Origin of the sequence: Streptomyces acidicola (genome assembly GCF_009377235.1) — a bacterium.
GTDB classification, from domain to species: Bacteria; Actinomycetota; Actinomycetes; order Streptomycetales; family Streptomycetaceae; genus Streptomyces; species Streptomyces acidicola.
In genome coordinates, this window is the sequence record NZ_VMNX01000028.1 from 20,174 (window position 1) to 35,288 (window position 15,115).

At 70.8% G+C, this 15,115-nt stretch carries 10 protein-coding genes and 2 pseudogenes; 7 read left to right on the forward strand and 5 right to left on the reverse strand.

Translation table 11 applies throughout. The features are described from left to right. Position 1: 1 nt before the first annotated feature. The 3 genes from FPZ41_RS10975 to FPZ41_RS10985 all read left to right on the forward strand — a co-directional run bounded on the left by FPZ41_RS10975 (position 2) and on the right by FPZ41_RS10985 (position 3,119). On the forward strand, positions 2 to 424 hold the full coding sequence (locus tag FPZ41_RS10975; protein WP_322620078.1) for a DUF485 domain-containing protein: 423 nt from the start codon (positions 2 to 4) through the stop codon (positions 422 to 424). Next, a complete protein-coding gene (locus tag FPZ41_RS10980) occupies positions 418 to 2,028 on the forward strand; it encodes a solute symporter family protein (RefSeq protein WP_322620079.1) in 1,611 nt (536 codons plus the stop codon). The genes FPZ41_RS10975 and FPZ41_RS10980 overlap by 7 nt, the downstream gene beginning before the upstream one ends. Positions 2,029 to 2,150: 122 nt before the next feature. Continuing rightward, on the forward strand, positions 2,151 to 3,119 hold the full coding sequence (locus FPZ41_RS10985) for an acetylxylan esterase (RefSeq protein WP_152861505.1): 969 nt from the start codon (positions 2,151 to 2,153) through the stop codon (positions 3,117 to 3,119). Here the strand turns inward: FPZ41_RS10985 and FPZ41_RS10990 are convergent. Continuing rightward, positions 3,077 to 3,859, reverse strand: a complete 783-nt coding sequence (locus tag FPZ41_RS10990) for a class I SAM-dependent methyltransferase (RefSeq protein ID WP_152861507.1) — start codon at positions 3,857 to 3,859, stop codon at positions 3,077 to 3,079. The genes FPZ41_RS10985 and FPZ41_RS10990 overlap by 43 nt on opposite strands. Positions 3,860 to 3,911: 52 nt before the next feature. On the opposite strand from FPZ41_RS10990, the gene FPZ41_RS10995 reads away from it, so the two are divergent. Then, the gene (locus FPZ41_RS10995) at positions 3,912 to 5,498 is read left to right on the forward strand and encodes an alpha-amylase family glycosyl hydrolase (protein WP_152861509.1); all 1,587 of its coding nucleotides are present in this window, start codon (positions 3,912 to 3,914) and stop codon (positions 5,496 to 5,498) included. A 20-nt stretch (positions 5,499 to 5,518) separates the two neighbouring features. Here the strand turns inward: FPZ41_RS10995 and FPZ41_RS11000 are convergent, their stop codons facing one another. Continuing rightward, entirely contained in the window at positions 5,519 to 6,727 is a 1,209-nt protein-coding gene (locus tag FPZ41_RS11000; protein WP_152861554.1) for a cytochrome P450 family protein, read from the reverse strand. Positions 6,728 to 6,868: 141 nt separating this feature from the next. Beyond that, positions 6,869 to 8,710, reverse strand: coding sequence for a sulfatase-like hydrolase/transferase (locus FPZ41_RS11005; RefSeq protein WP_322620080.1), 1,842 nt, complete (start codon positions 8,708 to 8,710; stop codon positions 6,869 to 6,871). Positions 8,711 to 9,193: 483 nt separating this feature from the next. Between FPZ41_RS11005 and rho the strand changes: the two genes are divergently transcribed. After that, entirely contained in the window at positions 9,194 to 10,339 is a 1,146-nt protein-coding gene (gene rho / locus FPZ41_RS11010; protein WP_152861511.1) for a transcription termination factor Rho, read from the forward strand. Positions 10,340 to 10,518: 179 nt separating this feature from the next. Next, a pseudogene (locus FPZ41_RS11015) lies at positions 10,519 to 11,337 on the forward strand (D-alanyl-D-alanine carboxypeptidase family protein); the annotation flags it as partial. An 11-nt stretch (positions 11,338 to 11,348) separates the two neighbouring features. Here FPZ41_RS11015 and FPZ41_RS11020 read toward each other — a convergent pair. After that, on the reverse strand, positions 11,349 to 12,818 hold the full coding sequence (locus tag FPZ41_RS11020; protein ID WP_152861513.1) for a glycosyltransferase 87 family protein: 1,470 nt from the start codon (positions 12,816 to 12,818) through the stop codon (positions 11,349 to 11,351). Further along, on the reverse strand, positions 12,815 to 14,203 hold the full coding sequence (mptB, locus tag FPZ41_RS11025) for a polyprenol phosphomannose-dependent alpha 1,6 mannosyltransferase MptB (protein ID WP_152861515.1): 1,389 nt from the start codon (positions 14,201 to 14,203) through the stop codon (positions 12,815 to 12,817). The genes FPZ41_RS11020 and mptB overlap by 4 nt, the downstream gene beginning before the upstream one ends. 709 nt (positions 14,204 to 14,912) lie before the next feature. Between mptB and FPZ41_RS50190 the strand changes: the two are divergent. Beyond that, positions 14,913 to 15,089: pseudogene (locus FPZ41_RS50190) on the forward strand (alpha-1,2-mannosidase); the annotation flags it as partial. Positions 15,090 to 15,115 lie beyond the last annotated feature (26 nt).

Genomic DNA, 15,115 nt, shown 5'->3' on the forward strand with positions numbered 1-15,115 from the left:
TGTGTCCCAACACCACCCACCGCATGGTGGTTATGCCCCGCCTCCACCCACCGAGTACGAACCGGCCGGCTCACAGGCGATACACGACGACCCCGAATTCCATTCACTGCGGCGCGCATATCGCTCCTTCGGCGCGGTGGCGGCTCTTCTGTCCGTTGGCGGATTTCTTTCGTACGTTCTGCTGTCGAGTTTTGCTCCGGCCCTGATGAACCAGGAGTTGTTCGGCCGGATCACCCTCGGGCTGGCGCTCGGACTCGTCCAGTTCCTTGTCATGGCGGTCGCGACGTGGTGCTACGTGCGGCACATGCGTGAGCGGGTCGACCCGCTCGTCCTCCGGTTGCGTGCCCAGCAGCGCGAGCAGGAGCGTGCGCAGGAGGAGCAGCAGGCCCGCGTCGCGGCCGGAAGGCGGTTTCGCGCGTGGTGACGCAATCGGCTGCCATAGCCGACCAGTTCAGCCTGCGGCTGACGTTCATCCTGTTCGTGTCCGTCGTCGTGGTCACCCTGTTCACTGCGCTGCTGACGGCACCGCAGCGCGACGAGATCAGCGAGTTCTACCTCGGCAACCGTGACATGTCGCCGCTGCGCAACGGGCTCGCGATGTGCGGTGACTACGTGTCGGCGGCGACGCTGCTCGGCAGTACGGGACTGGTCGCGCTGAACGGGTACGACGGTCTGCTCTACCTGGGCGGCACGATGGTCGCCTGGATGATGGTGCTGCTGATGGTCGCCGAACCGCTGCGCAACTCCGGCAAGTTCACCCTGGGCGACACCCTGGCGCTGCGCCTGCCGCAGGGACAGCGGTCGGTCCGGCTGGCGCTCGCGCTGTGCACGCTGGCCGTGTGCCTTCTCTACCTGGTGGCCCAACTCGTGGGCAGCATCGCCCTGTTGACCCAGTTCATCGGTGATCCGAGTCCGACGACGCGGGCGATGTGCGTGGTGGTCATCGGCTCCATGGTCGTGGTGTACGCGGCGATCGGCGGTATGCCGGGTGCCACGTTCATCCAGGTGGTGAAGGCCGTGATGCTGGTCGCCGGGGTGGCGATCACCGCCGTCATGGTGCTGCAGCACTTCAGCTGGAACGTCGACAGGCTCCTGTCGACGGCCGCCGACAACAGCGCCCTGGGCGACCGCTTCCTCGAACCCGGGCTGCGGTACGGCGGGACGACCACCAACAAGCTGGACTTCTTCAGTCTGCAACTGGCCATCGTGCTCGGCCTCGCCGCGCTGCCGCACATCATGATGCGGCTGCTCGCCCCGCGCTCCACCCGCGTCCTGCGCGGCTCGGTGGTGTGGGCAGTGGGGCTGGTCGCCTTCGTCTGCCTGATGGCGGGTGTGCTGGGCCTCGGCGCCACGGCGATCGTGGGCCGGGAGAACATCGCGGAGGTCGACCCCCGGGGCGACGCGGCCATTCTGCTGCTCGCGCACAAGCTCGGCGGTGCCGTACTCGAAGCGCTCCTGTCCAGCCTCGCCTTCATCACACTGCTGGCCGTGGCGGCCGGGCTCACGCTCGCCGCGGCCTCGTCCCTCGCCCACGATCTCTACAGCGAGGTGATCCGCAAGGGGAAGGCGAAGCAGACGGAGGAGCTGGGCGTCGCCCGGCTCGCCGCGGTCGTCATCGGGGTCATGGGCATGCTGCTGGCCCTGCTGTCGTGGGGCACGAGCACGGCCACACTGGCGTTCCTCGCCTTCGCGATCGCCGCGTCGGCCATCCTGCCGGCCATCGTGTACGGCCTCTTCTGGCGCGGCTTCACCGCGCGCGGCGCCCTGCTCAGCCTGTACGGCGGGCTGCTCTGCTCGGTGCTCCTGGTGGTGTTCTCGCCGATCATCTCCTCGCAGCCCAACTCGGTCTATCCGGACGCGGACTTCGCCTGGTTCCCACTGCAGAACCCCGGCATCGTGTCCATCCCCGCGGGCTTCCTGCTGGGCTGGCTCGGCTCCGTGACCGGCGGGCGCGGTCAGGACGCGACCTCCACCGACGCGTTCAAGGAGTTCGAGGTCCGCGCCCTGGTCGGCACCGACCAGCGGTGACCGGACACCGGCGATGACCCGAGGTCAGGGTGAGCGGAACAGACCGCCCGGCCCTGGCGGCACGCGGCGATCGCACCGTACGGTGTGATCAGCCGCGCCCCTGACCTCGAAGGTGGTCCTGCATGGCCCTGTTCGACCTGCCCCTGGACGAGCTTCGCGGTTATCGAAGCGCTTCACCCGAGCCTGAGGATTTCGAAGCGTTCTGGGCGAAAACGCTCCAGGAAGCGCGCGCACACGACCTCGACGCACGCTTCGAACCGGTCGAGACCCGCCTGAAGACGGTCAAGGTGTACGACGTCACCTTCGCCGGGTTCGGCGGGCACCCGGTGAAGGGGTGGCTGGTCCTGCCGGCGTGGGCGGACACACCGCGTCCCGCGGTCGTCGAGTTCATCGGGTACGGGGGCGGCCGGGGCCTGCCCCACACACATCTGCTGTGGGCGTCGGCGGGCTTCGCGCACTTCGTGATGGACACCCGGGGCCAGGGCAGTGCATGGGGCGGTGGCGGCGGCACACCCGACCCGGTGGGCGGCGCCCCCGCGTTCCCCGGTTTCATGACGCGGGGCGTCGACGCCCCGGAGAACTACTACTACCGGCGCGTGTACACGGACGCCGTACGGGCGGTGGAGGCGGCCCGGTCCCACCCGCTGGTCGACGCCGCGAAGACGGCGGTGGTCGGCGCCAGCCAGGGCGGCGGCATCTCCATCGCGGTCGGCGGCCTGGTGCCCGACCTGGCCGCGGTCGCCCCGGACGTGCCGTTCCTGTGCGACTTCCCGCGCGCGACGACGCTGACGGACCGCGACCCGTACCGGGAGATCGGCAACTACCTCAAGACGCACCGCGGCCGCACCGGGCAGGTCCAGCGCACACTCTCCTACTTCGACGGCGTCCACTTCGCCGCGCGCGGCCGGGCACCCGCCCTGTTCTCGGCGGCTCTGGAGGACCAGACGTGCCCGCCGTCGACGGTCTTCGCGGCCTTCAACGCCTGGGCGCCCGGAGACAAGCACATCGAGGTCTACGACTTCAACGACCACGAGGGCGGCGGCCCCTATCAGGAAGCGGCCAAGCTGGAGTGGCTGGCCTCACGCCTCTGAGAGGAGTCGTCCCTGCGTGTCGCCACGACCATCCGGCAGCGCGGGCTCCCGTCACGCCGACTCCCGAACTCGGGCAGCGCGTACAGCTCGACGTCGAATCCGGCGCGTTCCAGCTCGCGCCGTACGTCCCCGAGCCGGAAGGCCCGGTAGTACATGACGAACGGCGGATGCCAGACGGCGTTGCGCACCCGCATCGCCGTGTCGAAGCCCAGCAGGGCCCAGTACCAGGGGGAGCTCGGCGGTGCGGGCGCCGGCAGCGGGAACGCGAAGCGTCCGCCCGGCCGCAGCGCGGAGTGGACCTGACCGAACAGCTCCGGGAACTCGCGCGGCAGGAAGTGCCCGAACGCCCCGAAGCTCACGACCAGATCGAAGACGGGCCCGAAGGGCAGTGCCAGCGCGTCACCACGCACCCAGGCGACACGGGGCCCGGGCTCCGCGGGGCGCGGCTCCTGATCCCTCCCCACCGTGAGCATCCCCGCACTGATGTCGACCCCGATCACACTCTCCCGGCACACCGCGCGCAGGACGCCCATGCCCGCGCCGGTGCCGCAGCACAGGTCGAGCCCGTGATCGAACGGCCCCAGGGCGGACAGGGCCCGCTCCACCGCCTGAAGGATCGAGTCCGGCGTACGGAACGGGGTGTGGTCGAACTTGGGCGCGAGCAGGTCGTATCCGCGCTCGACGGACGACAGCGCCTGAACAGCCAGTTCGCGGAGGCTGGGACCGTGCGGAGTGAACATCACCTTCAGCTTAGGGCAGTGCCAGACGTACGCGATCACTTATCGTTACATCATGACTTCGTTCCGTCCCGCCCCCGCCTGGCTGGCAGACGCCGTCTTCTACCAGATATACCCCCAGTCGTTCGCCGACTCAGGCGGCGACGGCATCGGCGACTTCAACGGAATCACCGAGCATCTCGACCATCTGGCCTGGCTGGGAGTCAACACCGTCTGGCTCAACCCGTGCTTCGTCTCGCCGTTCCGCGACGCCGGGTACGACGTCTCCGACTATCTGAACGTGGCGCCTCGCTACGGTTCGAACGACGAGTTCGCCAAACTCGTCGACGAGGCCCGCCGCCACCGCATCCGTGTCCTGCTCGACCTGGTGGCGGGCCACACCTCCGACGCGCACCCATGGTTCACGGCCTCCGCGAACGACCCGGACGACCACCGCTACATCTGGGCCCCCGAGGGCCGCCCCGACGGCTTCGTCCCCTCCCCCGGCACCCGCCCGGGCGCGTATCTCCCGAACTTCTTCGACTCGCAGCCGGCCCTCAACTTCGGCTATGCGCACGAGAGCCCGGCCGAACCGTGGCGCCGGCCGGTCGACGCCGAAGGCCCGCGCGCGAACCGGGAGGCGCTGCGCTCGATCATGGACCACTGGCTGCGTCTGGGCGTCTCGGGTTTCCGTGTCGACATGGCCTCGTCCCTCGTCAAGGACGACCCGGACCGGAGCGAGACCGCCAGGATCTGGTCGGAGCTGCGCCACTGGCTGGATACCGCGCACCCGGAGGCGGTCCTGCTGTCCGAGTGGGGCGAGCCCGAGGTCTCCGTCCCGGCGGGCTTCCACGCGGACTTCTTCCTCCAGTTCGGCGGCCCCACCGACGGCCTCGCCCTGCGTTCGCTGTGGAGCAACGGCGAGGGCACGGTCGACGAGAACTGGGCCCCGCTCGACTGCTTCTTCGACCCCGGCGGCAGGGGCTCACCCCGCCCCTTCGTCGAGGCGTGGCAGCGGGCCTCCACCGCCGTCGGAGGCAAGGGGTTCATCTCCCTGCCCACCGCCAACCACGACTTCTCCCGCCTCAACTGCGGCCCGCGCACCGCCGAACAGCTCCCCGTCGCCTTCGCCTTCCAGCTCACCTGGCCCACCCTCCCGGCGATCTACTACGGCGACGAGATCGGCATGCGCTACATCGACGGACTGCCCGACAAGGAGGGCAGCGTCCTCGGCCCCCGCTACAACCGGGCGGGCTCGCGCACGCCGATGCAGTGGGACGACACCGAGAACGCCGGTTTCTCCTCGGCCCCCGCCGACGACCTGTACCTGCCCCTCGACCCGGACCCCGACCGCCCCACCGTCGCCGCCCAGCGCGCCGACGAGGCCTCTCTCCTCCACCTCGTCCGCCGCCTCGTCCGGCTGCGCACCACCACCCCCGAGCTCGGCTCGGGCGGCTCGGTGGAGGTGCTGCACATGGGCTGTCCGTTCGTGTACCTCCGGGGCGGGCGGTACCTGGTGGTGATCAACCCTCAGCGGGACGAGGCGAGTTGGGCGTATGGCTCCGCCGTCGCAGACCCCCTGGAGGTGTCGGGCGTGGAGCTCGGCGGCGACAGGATCACCGCCCGCGGCTTCGGGTACGGGATCTTCGATGTCGGCCACTGAACGGCGAGCGGGCCACGGGATCAGATACGCACCGGAAGCGCCTGCACGCTGTTGCCCACGAAGCTGGAGTGACGAGGGAGGTCCGTCTCCGGCACAGCCAGGTCGAGGTCGGGGAAGCGGGTGAACAGCCGCTCCAGGGCGATCGTGGCCTCCAGGCGGGCCAGCGGCGCGCCGAGGCAGTAGTGGGCGCCGTGCCCGAGCGAGAGGTGGCGTACGGCTCCGGGCCGTCCGGGCCGGGTGACGTCGAACAGTTCGGCGTCCGGCCCGTGCACGGCGGGATCGCGCCCGGCCGCCGAGTAACCCGCCAGCACGGGCGTCCCCTTGGGGATGACGGTCCCGTCGACCGTCAGGTCCCGCACGGGATAGCGGAACGGGAAGTAGCTGACGGGCGCGTCAAAGCGCAGGGTCTCCTCGACGGCGTCCGCCCAGCTCACCCTCCCGCCCCGGACGAGATCGAGCTGGTCCCGGTGTCCGCACAGCGCCCGTACGGCGTTGGTGATGAGGTTCAGCGTGGTCTCGTGCCCGGCGATGATCATCAGCACGAGGGTGCCGATGAGTTCCTCCTGGCTGAGCCGGTCGCCGCCCTCGTCACGGGCGGCGATGAGCGCGCTGGTCAGGTCGTCGCCGGGGCGTTCGGCCCGGGTGCCGGCGATGTGAGCGAGCAGGGACACGAGGTCGCGGTTGGCGGCGACGGCCTGCTCAGGGCTGATGTCGGTGGCCACGACCTGGTTCGACAAGTGGTGCAGCGCGTCACGGTGCTCCGCGTCCACTCCGAGCAACTCTCCGATGACGCCCATCGGGAGCGGCAGCGCGAAGTGCCGGCGCAGATCGGCGACCCCGCCGCCGGCCTCGGCCGCGCCTGTGAGGTCGTCGAGCAGGGCTTCCGTCAACTCCTCTATACGGGGCCGTAGTTGTTGTACTCGTCGCGCGGTGAAGGCCGTACTCACCAGCGACCTCAGCCGTCGGTGGTCGTCGCCGTCGGCGGTCGTCATCCCGCGTACGGTCGCGAAGGTCCGCAGCGGCCATCCGGCGCCGATCCGGCCCTCTCTCAGGGCGGTGAAGTGCCGGGCGTCCTTGGCGACGTCGGGGTGCGCGAGGACGTCCTTCAGCGCCTCGTGGCCGAGTACGGCCATGCCCGCCACCTCGTCGGGGAGCACGACGGGCGCCACGGCGCCCCGGGCGAGGAGCCGCGCGTTCGCGGCGTGCGGGCAGCCGCCGGACGGGTCCATGCGGTACGGCTCTGACGATGGAGTGCCCACGGTCGATCTCCCTGACCACAGCGGCGAGTTGGCGCGTACGACGCACCCATGCTCACAGTGCCGTACGCGCCGTCTCAAGAGGTCACTCGGCCAACCATGCCGTCTGCGGTCTCACGGGTTCGCCGGGGACGCCGACGGGGGCGGGGTGGCACCGTTCTGCGGGCCGTACGCCGTGAGGAAGCGGTTCCGGAAGCGGTCCATCCGCCATACCGGGGCGTCCTCCGTAGGCTTCAGACCGTCCGACCAGCCCCAGTCGGAGACCCGGTCGAGGACCTTCTGGTCATGGGCGACGATCGTGACCGGCACGTCATGACTGGCGCCGTTGCCGCTGACGCGGGCCATCGGCTGGTGGTCCCCGAGGAAGACGACCACGGTGTCCTTGTCGCCGTACCGCTCCACGAACTCCGTAAGGCTTCGCACCGAGTACTGGACGGACCTGCCGTACTCCTCCTTCGCCTTGGTGCCGTCGGAGAACACGTCCGCCGGGTCCTTGCCCGCCTTCTCGACGGCCTTATAGACGGAACCGTCACCGACGCGGTCCCAGTCGATCATCTCGGGCAGGGGCGCCCACGGCTGGTGACTGGAGGTCAGGATGATCTGCGACATCAGCGGCTTGTCGTGCTTCTTGCCGTGTTCCATGCGCTGGAACGCGCTCAGGGCGTACTGGTCCGGCATGGTGGACCAGCTGAACTTCGGGCCCCGGTAGCCGAGGTCGCGCGAGTCGTAGACCTTGTCGAGGCCGTAGAACCTGCCCTCCGGCCAGTTGTACTGGACACCCGGCACGACACCGACCGTCCGCCAGGCACCCGTGCGGTGGAAGGCGCCGGGGAGGGTGAGGCGCTCGCCGGCGGTGACGGTGCGGTAGCGGTCCTGGTTGTCGATCCACAGACCGCTCAGGAACGTGGAGTGACCGAGCCAGCTGCTGCCGCCGTACGTCGCGGAGGTGAGCCAGCCGCTCTTCGCCGAGAACCCGGCCTCGCTCAGGTCGTCGGTGGCGTCGTCGAGGGTGGCGTTCACGCCGGGTGCGATGGCCGGATCCTGGAGGGCGGCACGGCCGTAGCTCTCGATGAAGGCGAAGATGACGTCCTTGCCGCGCAGGCCGGTCAGCAGCTGGTCGGGCGGTACGTCAGCGAAGGCGTCCTTCTCGACCTCCTTCGCGAACGCCGCCTCGTCCCTCAGCGTCGCCTTCACGCGTGCGGCACGGTCCTGGAGGAGGCCGATCGTGTTGTTGGTCGCGACCGGTGTGGTGCCGATGAGTTGGAGGCCGAGGGCCGAGCAGGTGATCCACACGGTTCCGGCAATGATCGTGGCCCGGCTCGCGGTGTGCCGGTCGCGGTGCATGAGGCCGACGAGCCGGACCACCGCCAACGGCATCACGACGAGCAGGGCCAGGACCAGGACGACGATCCCGATCACGGCGGCCAGCGCGCCCGCGCCGCCGGCCGTGTCCTGGAGGTACGACTCGGCGTCGTCGAGCAGGCCCCAGTCGAGCACCACGTTGAACCCTCGCCCGAGGAACTGGTTGAAGCCGATGTCCAGCAGCTTCAGGATCAGCACCAGCGCGAGGCCCACCCCGGTGAGCACCGCCAGGACACGTCTCGGCCGTCTGGGCAGCACCAGCAGCAGGGCCGCGAGGAGGATCGGCTCGGCCGGTATCCGCAGGAAGCTCTTCGCCTGGAAGTACGCGACGTTGCCCGGCAGCATCAGCGCCACGAACACGAGCGCCGCGGCCAGCACGGTGACCGTCCACCAAAGGACACGGGCGGCGACGGGGTACTTGGCACGCCAGCCGGGGGTGCGGGGGTCGGCTGTGCCGGGGCCGTCTCCGGCGGTGCCGTTGTCCGTGCCGCCGTCGCGGAGCCCGTCCTCCGGGGGCGCGGACGGTTCGTGATCCTCCTTGGCGGTTGCCCCGTCCGTGTCAGGCGGTTGGTGAGAGCGCGTGAAGAGCGACACCCCGAGTGTCCTTCCGGTGCGAAGCGCGGTGGTGGCACGACGGGCCGGGCTCGGGGGCCCGGATCGCCGCCCTCCCCTGTACGGCTCACGAACACCTGCAGTTCAATGCGCACAAAAAAGCCAACCAGTGTTTCCTTGCAGGTCAAGTACGGTCCAAGCCTGGTTCAAGTACTGGCCAAGCCCAGTCGACGGACTCTCGCCCAACGGACCGTCTTACTTGAGTCCACCAAACGGTGCTACACTCCCGACAGCACGTGTGTTCGCCCCGTCGTGGGCGCCGGTGCGGGTTCCACAGTTTTCTGCTTCATCCTCCTTTCGCAGTACCACCTCTCGCGTATGGCTCAGGGCTCAGGGCTCAGTCGCCGCCGTACCCGACGACGTGGTGTCCGGCCGTACCCAGGCGTGACCACTCCGCCTCGCGGCAATCCCCCCTCCCCCCATGCACTTGTCCACTGAGCCCGGCTCAGTCCCGAAAGGACCTCCATGACCACCACACTCGAAGCCCCTCCCACCCAGCGGCAGCTCCCGGTCCCCGTGTCGGGTGTCCTCGACATCGTGCAGGGCGGGCAGGGGTTCCTGCGCACCGACAGCTGCCTGTCCTCCCCTGACGACCCACAGGTCCCCGCCGCGCTGATCCGCCGGTACGGCCTGCGCAAGGGCGACACCGTCGAAGGCGTGCGCGGCGCTCGACGCGCCCTCACCGAGATCGAGCGGGTCAACGGCCGTGCCCCCGAAGGAATGCGCGTCCGCCCCCACTTCCACGACCTCACCCCACTGCACCCGCACGACCGGCTCCGTCTCGAACACCGGGCCAGCGGTCTCACCGGACGCGTCGTCGACCTGATCGCGCCCGTCGGCAAGGGCCAGCGCGGCCTGATCGTGGCCCCGCCCAAGACCGGCAAGACCGTGCTGCTCCAGCAGCTGGCCGCCGCGATCGCCGGCAACCACCCCGAGTGCCACCTCATGATGGTGCTGCTCGACGAGCGCCCGGAGGAAGTGACCGACATGCGGCGCTCCGTGCGGGGCGAGGTGTACGCCTCGACGTTCGACCGGCCGCCGAAGCAGCACATCGCGCTCGCCGAACTCGTCGTGGAGCGCGCCAAGCGCCTCGTCGAGCAGGGCGAGGACGTCGTGATCCTCCTGGACTCGCTCACCCGGCTGTGCCGGGCGCACAACAACGCCGCCGCGGCCGGTGGCCGCACCCTCAGCGGCGGTGTCGACGCCGCCGCGCTGCACGGACCCAAGCGGATCTTCGGCGCCGCACGACGGACCGAGGAGGGCGGCTCGCTCACCATCCTCGCCACGGCCCTGGTGGAGACCGGCTCCCGCGCCGACGACTTCTTCTTCGAGGAGCTCAAGAGCACGGGCAACATGGAGCTCCGCCTGGACCGCTCCCTGGCCGCCCGGCGGGTCTTCCCGTCCGTCGACATCACCCCGTCCGGGACCCGTCGCGAGGAACTCCTGCTGTCGGCGGGCGAACTGACGGCCGTACGAGGACTGCGGCGCGCCCTGCGGTCGCGGGACGGTCAGGACCGGGCGTCCCTCGAAACCCTCCTGGAGCGGATGCGCGCCACACCGGACAACGCGGCCTTCCTGCGCCAGGTCCAGCCCACGCTCCCCGCCTCCTGACACCACCCGCCCTGTGCACCGCCCCCACCGGCACGGCCCTTGATGCATCCGGGTGTTCGATCCACTCGCCTGGCCCCGGTGGCCCGGCGGGACAGCGCACGGGTTCTTACGTTGACGCCATGACCATCGGTTTCTCTTCCCGCGCCGCCGCCTTCTGCTCCGCGGCCTGTGTGATCGGGATGCTGGCCCTGGCTCCGGGCGCCGCCGCGCTGCCGGGTGCGGACCCGGACGCCACCCGTGCGACGGCCTCACCGGGGCAGCGGTCGTCGCTGCACCGGTCCGGGACGCAGGTACGGCCACGGACGGGGGCACCGAGGATTCCCGCGGACCTGTCCGCGCTGTCGTGGGTTGTGGCCGACGCCGGCAGCGGTAATGTGCTGGCCGCGCACAACGCGCACCGCAGGCTGCCGCCCGCGAGCACCCTCAAGACGCTCTTCGCGCTCACCGTGCTGCCGAACGTGCCGGGAAGCACCCGGCACACCGTCAAGCCCAAGGAGCTGGCAGGCATCGGCGAGGGCAGCAGCCTGGTCGGGGTCCAGGAGAACCACACCTACCGTGCGGCCGACCTGTGGCGCGGTGTCTTCCTCAGCTCCGGCAACGACGCCGTGCACGTCCTGGCCTCGCTCAACGGCGGCTGGCGCAGCACCGCGACGCAGATGCAGGCCAAGGCCCGCGCCCTGGGCGCCCTCGACACACGGGTCGTGTCGCCCGACGGGTACGACGCGCCGGGACAGGTCTCGTCGGCGTACGACCTCGCGGTGTTCGGGCGGGCCGGGCTGCGCAACAAGGAGTTCGCGCGGTACTGCGCCACGGCCGAGGCACGGTTCCCGGGGGACGGCGAGACGTACCCCATCCGGAACACCAACCGCCTCCTCACGGGCGCACAGGGCGTCGACCGCTACCCGGGCCTGATCGGCGTCAAGAACGGCTACACCAGCAACGCGGGAAACACGCTCGTCGCGGCCGCCAAGCGGAACGGGCGCACCGTGGTCGTCACGGTGATGAACCCTCAGGCGGGCGGCGGTTTCACCGTGTACCAGGAGGCGCGTTCGCTGCTCGACTGGGGTTTCCGGGCAGCGGGGCGCGTCGACCCGGTGGGCTCGCTGCTGCCCCCGCGCCCCTCGGCGGACACGCCGCGGCCGTCGGCGGGAGCGGGCTCCGAGCCGGTGCCCGTCGCCGAGAAGGAGGCCTCGCCTTCCCGCTGGACGGTGGCGGGCGTGGTCGTGGGGACCACCGGGTTCGGCGCCGGAGCCGTCGCCCTGATCCTGCGGCTCAGGAAACGGCGGCCCGCCGAGGACTGACCCACGGGCAGCCCGAGCAGCAGGCCCAGCGTGATCCACACGTAGATGTTGCTGCCGAGGAAGCCGCCCGGACCGGACGCGTCGTCGAACCACAGCCACACGACGCTGCTGCACAGCACCGCGTACAGGCACCCCGCGAGCCACAGCAGCCGACGGTGCCGGAGCAGTACGGCGAACGACGGCAGCAGCCACACCAGGTGGTGCACCCAGGTGATCGGACTGACCAGGCACGCAGTCAGCCCGGTGACCGCGAACGCCCCCACCCAGTCGCCGGTCGTCACCGCCCGGTGCGTCCGCCAGGCCCACACGCACAGCACCACCAGCACCAGCGACGCCCAGGCGGCACGGCTCGGTTCGGCCGGTTCCGCGAGCCGGGCCAGCACGCCCTGCAAGGACTGGTTGGAGACGTAGGCGAGGCGCCCGATCCGGTTGGTGTCCCAGAGCGCCTCGGTCCAGTAGAAGCGGGAGGCGTCGGGCGCCACCCAGGCCGCCGCCGCGGTGGCGGCCGCGGCGACGGCGGTCGCGAGCCCGGCGGCGCGCCAGCGCCGGGCGATCAGGAGCAGCCCGATGAACAGTGCGGGCGTCAGCTTCACGGCCGCGGCCAGCCCGATGCCCACGCCCGCCCAGCGGCCCCGTCCCGTGGACAGCAGCCAGGCGTCAGCGAGGACGAGCGCCAGCAACAGCAGATTGACCTGCCCGAAGCTGAACGTGTCCCGCAGGGGTTCGAGCAGGGCGAGGACACAGGCCGCGACCGCCGTGCCGTACCAGCCGTACCGGCGCAGCAGCGGCCCGGCGAGGATGTACAGCACGGCCGCCAGCGCCGCGAGGTTGAGCAGCAGACAGAGCGCGATCGCCGTGTCCAGGCTGACCAGTGCCATCGGGAGCATGCCGACGGCCGCGAACGGCGGGTAGGTGAAGCCGTACGTCGTCCCGGGCACCTGGTAGTCGTAGATGCGGCCGTCGTGGTGCACCCAGGTGTCGATGGTCCCGTAGTAGACGCGCAGGTCGAACCAGTCGCGCAGGAGCGGCACGGTGGCGGTGAAGACGGTGACCGCGGTGGCGAGTCCGAGCAACAGCAGGAGCCGTCGGCGATCGATTCCCACGCTGTCGTTGTTCACTTTCTCGTTGTCCACCCTTGCGGCGTCCGCTCTCTCGATGTCCGGCGGGGTCGTTGTCATGCCGTCCGCTCCAGCACGGGCGCGCGGGCCGCCTGAAAGGCCTGCCAGAGGACGACCAGCGCGAGCGCGCCACCCGACACCGCGAGGGCGATCTGGTCGGCGTCCGGGGGGCCGCCGCTCGGCAGGACGGCGAGCGCGAGCACCGCGCTGGCGGCGGCGACACGCCCGCGCACGGAGCCGCTGGGTGCCGCGGCGGCGATGAGGAACAGTCCCCACAGCGCGTACCAGGGCCGGATCGCCGGACCCAGCACCGCCACCACGGCGAGGCTGAGGCCCAGCGCGTACACGGGGCTGGGGCGCAGTTTCAGCCATATGTAGAGGACGACGGCGGCGGTCGCGACGAGTCCGACAGCGTGCCAGGCCGGCAGGGCCAGAGGGGCGAGTTCACTGCCCAGGTCGTGCAGGAGGGCTCCGGTGGCGCGCCCGAGGACGCTGGTGGGCGACCAGTTGTCCGGGGACACCGGGGTCCGCAGCGCAGCGATCCAGCCGTATCCCGTACCCGTCAGGCCGGTGGTCACGGCGGTGGTGGCGAGGGCGACGCCCACCGTGGTGGCCGTCGCCCGCACCACATGCGTGCGCCCCTGCATCACGACGATCGCCAGCAGACCGAGCGCGGCGGGCGCCTTGACCAGCGCGGCGAGCGTCACGAGGACGACGCCGAGGACGTACCGTCGGCCGCGTGCCGCGACCAGTCCGACGCCGAGCAGCCCGAGCATGACGGCGTCGTTGTGCGCCCCGGCCACCAGGTGCAGCAGCACCAGCGGGTTCAGGGCACCCAGCCACAGGGCGGCGGCCGGATCGACACCGCTGTGCCGGGCGAGGCGGGGCAGCGCCACTGCCATCAGCCCCACGCCGAGCAGGGCGACCATGCGCATGCCGATCAGCCCGGCGGGCAGCTGACCGCTGGTCAGACCCGCCAGCCCGGAGGCTATGGCGAGGAAGACGGGGCCGTACGGCGTCGCCGTGTGCTGCCACACCGGGGCCACTTCGGCCGCGAGGGGCCCGCCCATCCGCGAGGGCCCGTAGGCGTACACGTCGATGTTGGCGTCGACCATGGCGCCCTGTGCGAGGTAGCTGTACACGTCCCGGCTGAACAGTGGCGGAGCGAGCAGCAGCGGAGCCGCCCAGACGACCAGAACGACCAGCAGGGACCGAGGAGTCGGCGGCCGCGGTCCTCGTACGACCCGGCCCAGCAGCGCCCACGCGGCGATCAGCAGGACGACGCCGAAGTACACGCCGACCAGTCCGAGCGCGGCGCGCGCCGACGCGGGCGCGAGCAGGTCGCGCACCGGGAGAGCACCGGCGGTCTCACCCCCCAGTGCGAGGACGGCGGAGCCGGCGAGGCCCAGCGCCTGACAGCGACGGAGATCGACGGGAAAAGCCATGGCCAACACTCGGCAAGCCTGTCGACACGGGGTGACGGGGAGGCGACGTCCCGCTCGCCGGGCGGCGGCCTGTACATGACCGCCACGTGATCGACGGCGTCGGCCGCCGACGAGGAGTTAAGCGCACGGGAACACGGACGGTCCGGTGGGTGTCGCGCGACGGTCGAGCACCGGGGGCGCCTTCTGCGGAGCGGGCCTGATCGCCCTGTGCGGACCGCGTGGCGACCGGGCTGTCAGACCCGAGCACCAGGGTCGTTGATCACGGTCACCGGCCTTTGTTGCGACCGTAGTTGACGATGCGTTACCTCATGACCGGAGCCCCCCATGAGTTTGAACGTCACCTTCGCGGACTTCTCCGTCGCCCCTCCCGCGGCTGTACAACGCCGAGGCCAGGCAGCACCAGTGTGATGTCGCCGGATCACACCTGGCGCTGAACGCGGGCGGCAGCGTCGAACTGGACTTCGAGGTGACGGACCTGGAGGAGGTCCCCGAGGCGACGTTGACCATCACGGCCCTCGTCTCCAAACTGGGCTCCTCTCCGGGGTACTCACCGATCGACGTACTGCTGCAGGGCGAGGGGCTGCTCGAGGGACTCACCGTGCCCGGCGGCGGCGACCTTCCGCACGACAATGTGTTCGCGGTACCCGGACACCTGCTGAAGCCCAGCACCAACACCTTGGAGATACGGGTTTCGGCCAAGGCACGCAGCATGCTGTGGCTCTACCGCATCACTCTGGACCCCGTCCATGAGCGGGGGCGCTCGGAGCGCGCCCGGGCGGCGGAGGCCGTTCGGGACTCGATCTTCGCCTTCAGGACGGAACGTCGCGCCGCGCACTCCGAGTCCTCTTCCTGGGAACCGGCCCCGCGACTGGTGTTCCACATCGACCGGGGTGAGCAGTCGCTGCCCGCGCA

Coding starts and splice junctions, on each gene's coding strand:
- FPZ41_RS10985 (WP_152861505.1), top strand. CDS start 2,151: ATGGCCCTGTTCGACCTGCCCCTGGACGAGCTTCGCGGTTATCGAAGC.
- FPZ41_RS10990 (WP_152861507.1), bottom strand. CDS start 3,859: ATGTTCACTCCGCACGGTCCCAGCCTCCGCGAACTGGCTGTTCAGGCG.
- FPZ41_RS10995 (WP_152861509.1), top strand. CDS start 3,912: ATGACTTCGTTCCGTCCCGCCCCCGCCTGGCTGGCAGACGCCGTCTTC.
- FPZ41_RS11000 (WP_152861554.1), bottom strand. CDS start 6,727: ATGGACCCGTCCGGCGGCTGCCCGCACGCCGCGAACGCGCGGCTCCTC.
- rho (WP_152861511.1), top strand. CDS start 9,194: ATGACCACCACACTCGAAGCCCCTCCCACCCAGCGGCAGCTCCCGGTC.
- FPZ41_RS11020 (WP_152861513.1), bottom strand. CDS start 12,818: ATGACAACGACCCCGCCGGACATCGAGAGAGCGGACGCCGCAAGGGTG.
- mptB (WP_152861515.1), bottom strand. CDS start 14,203: ATGGCTTTTCCCGTCGATCTCCGTCGCTGTCAGGCGCTGGGCCTCGCC.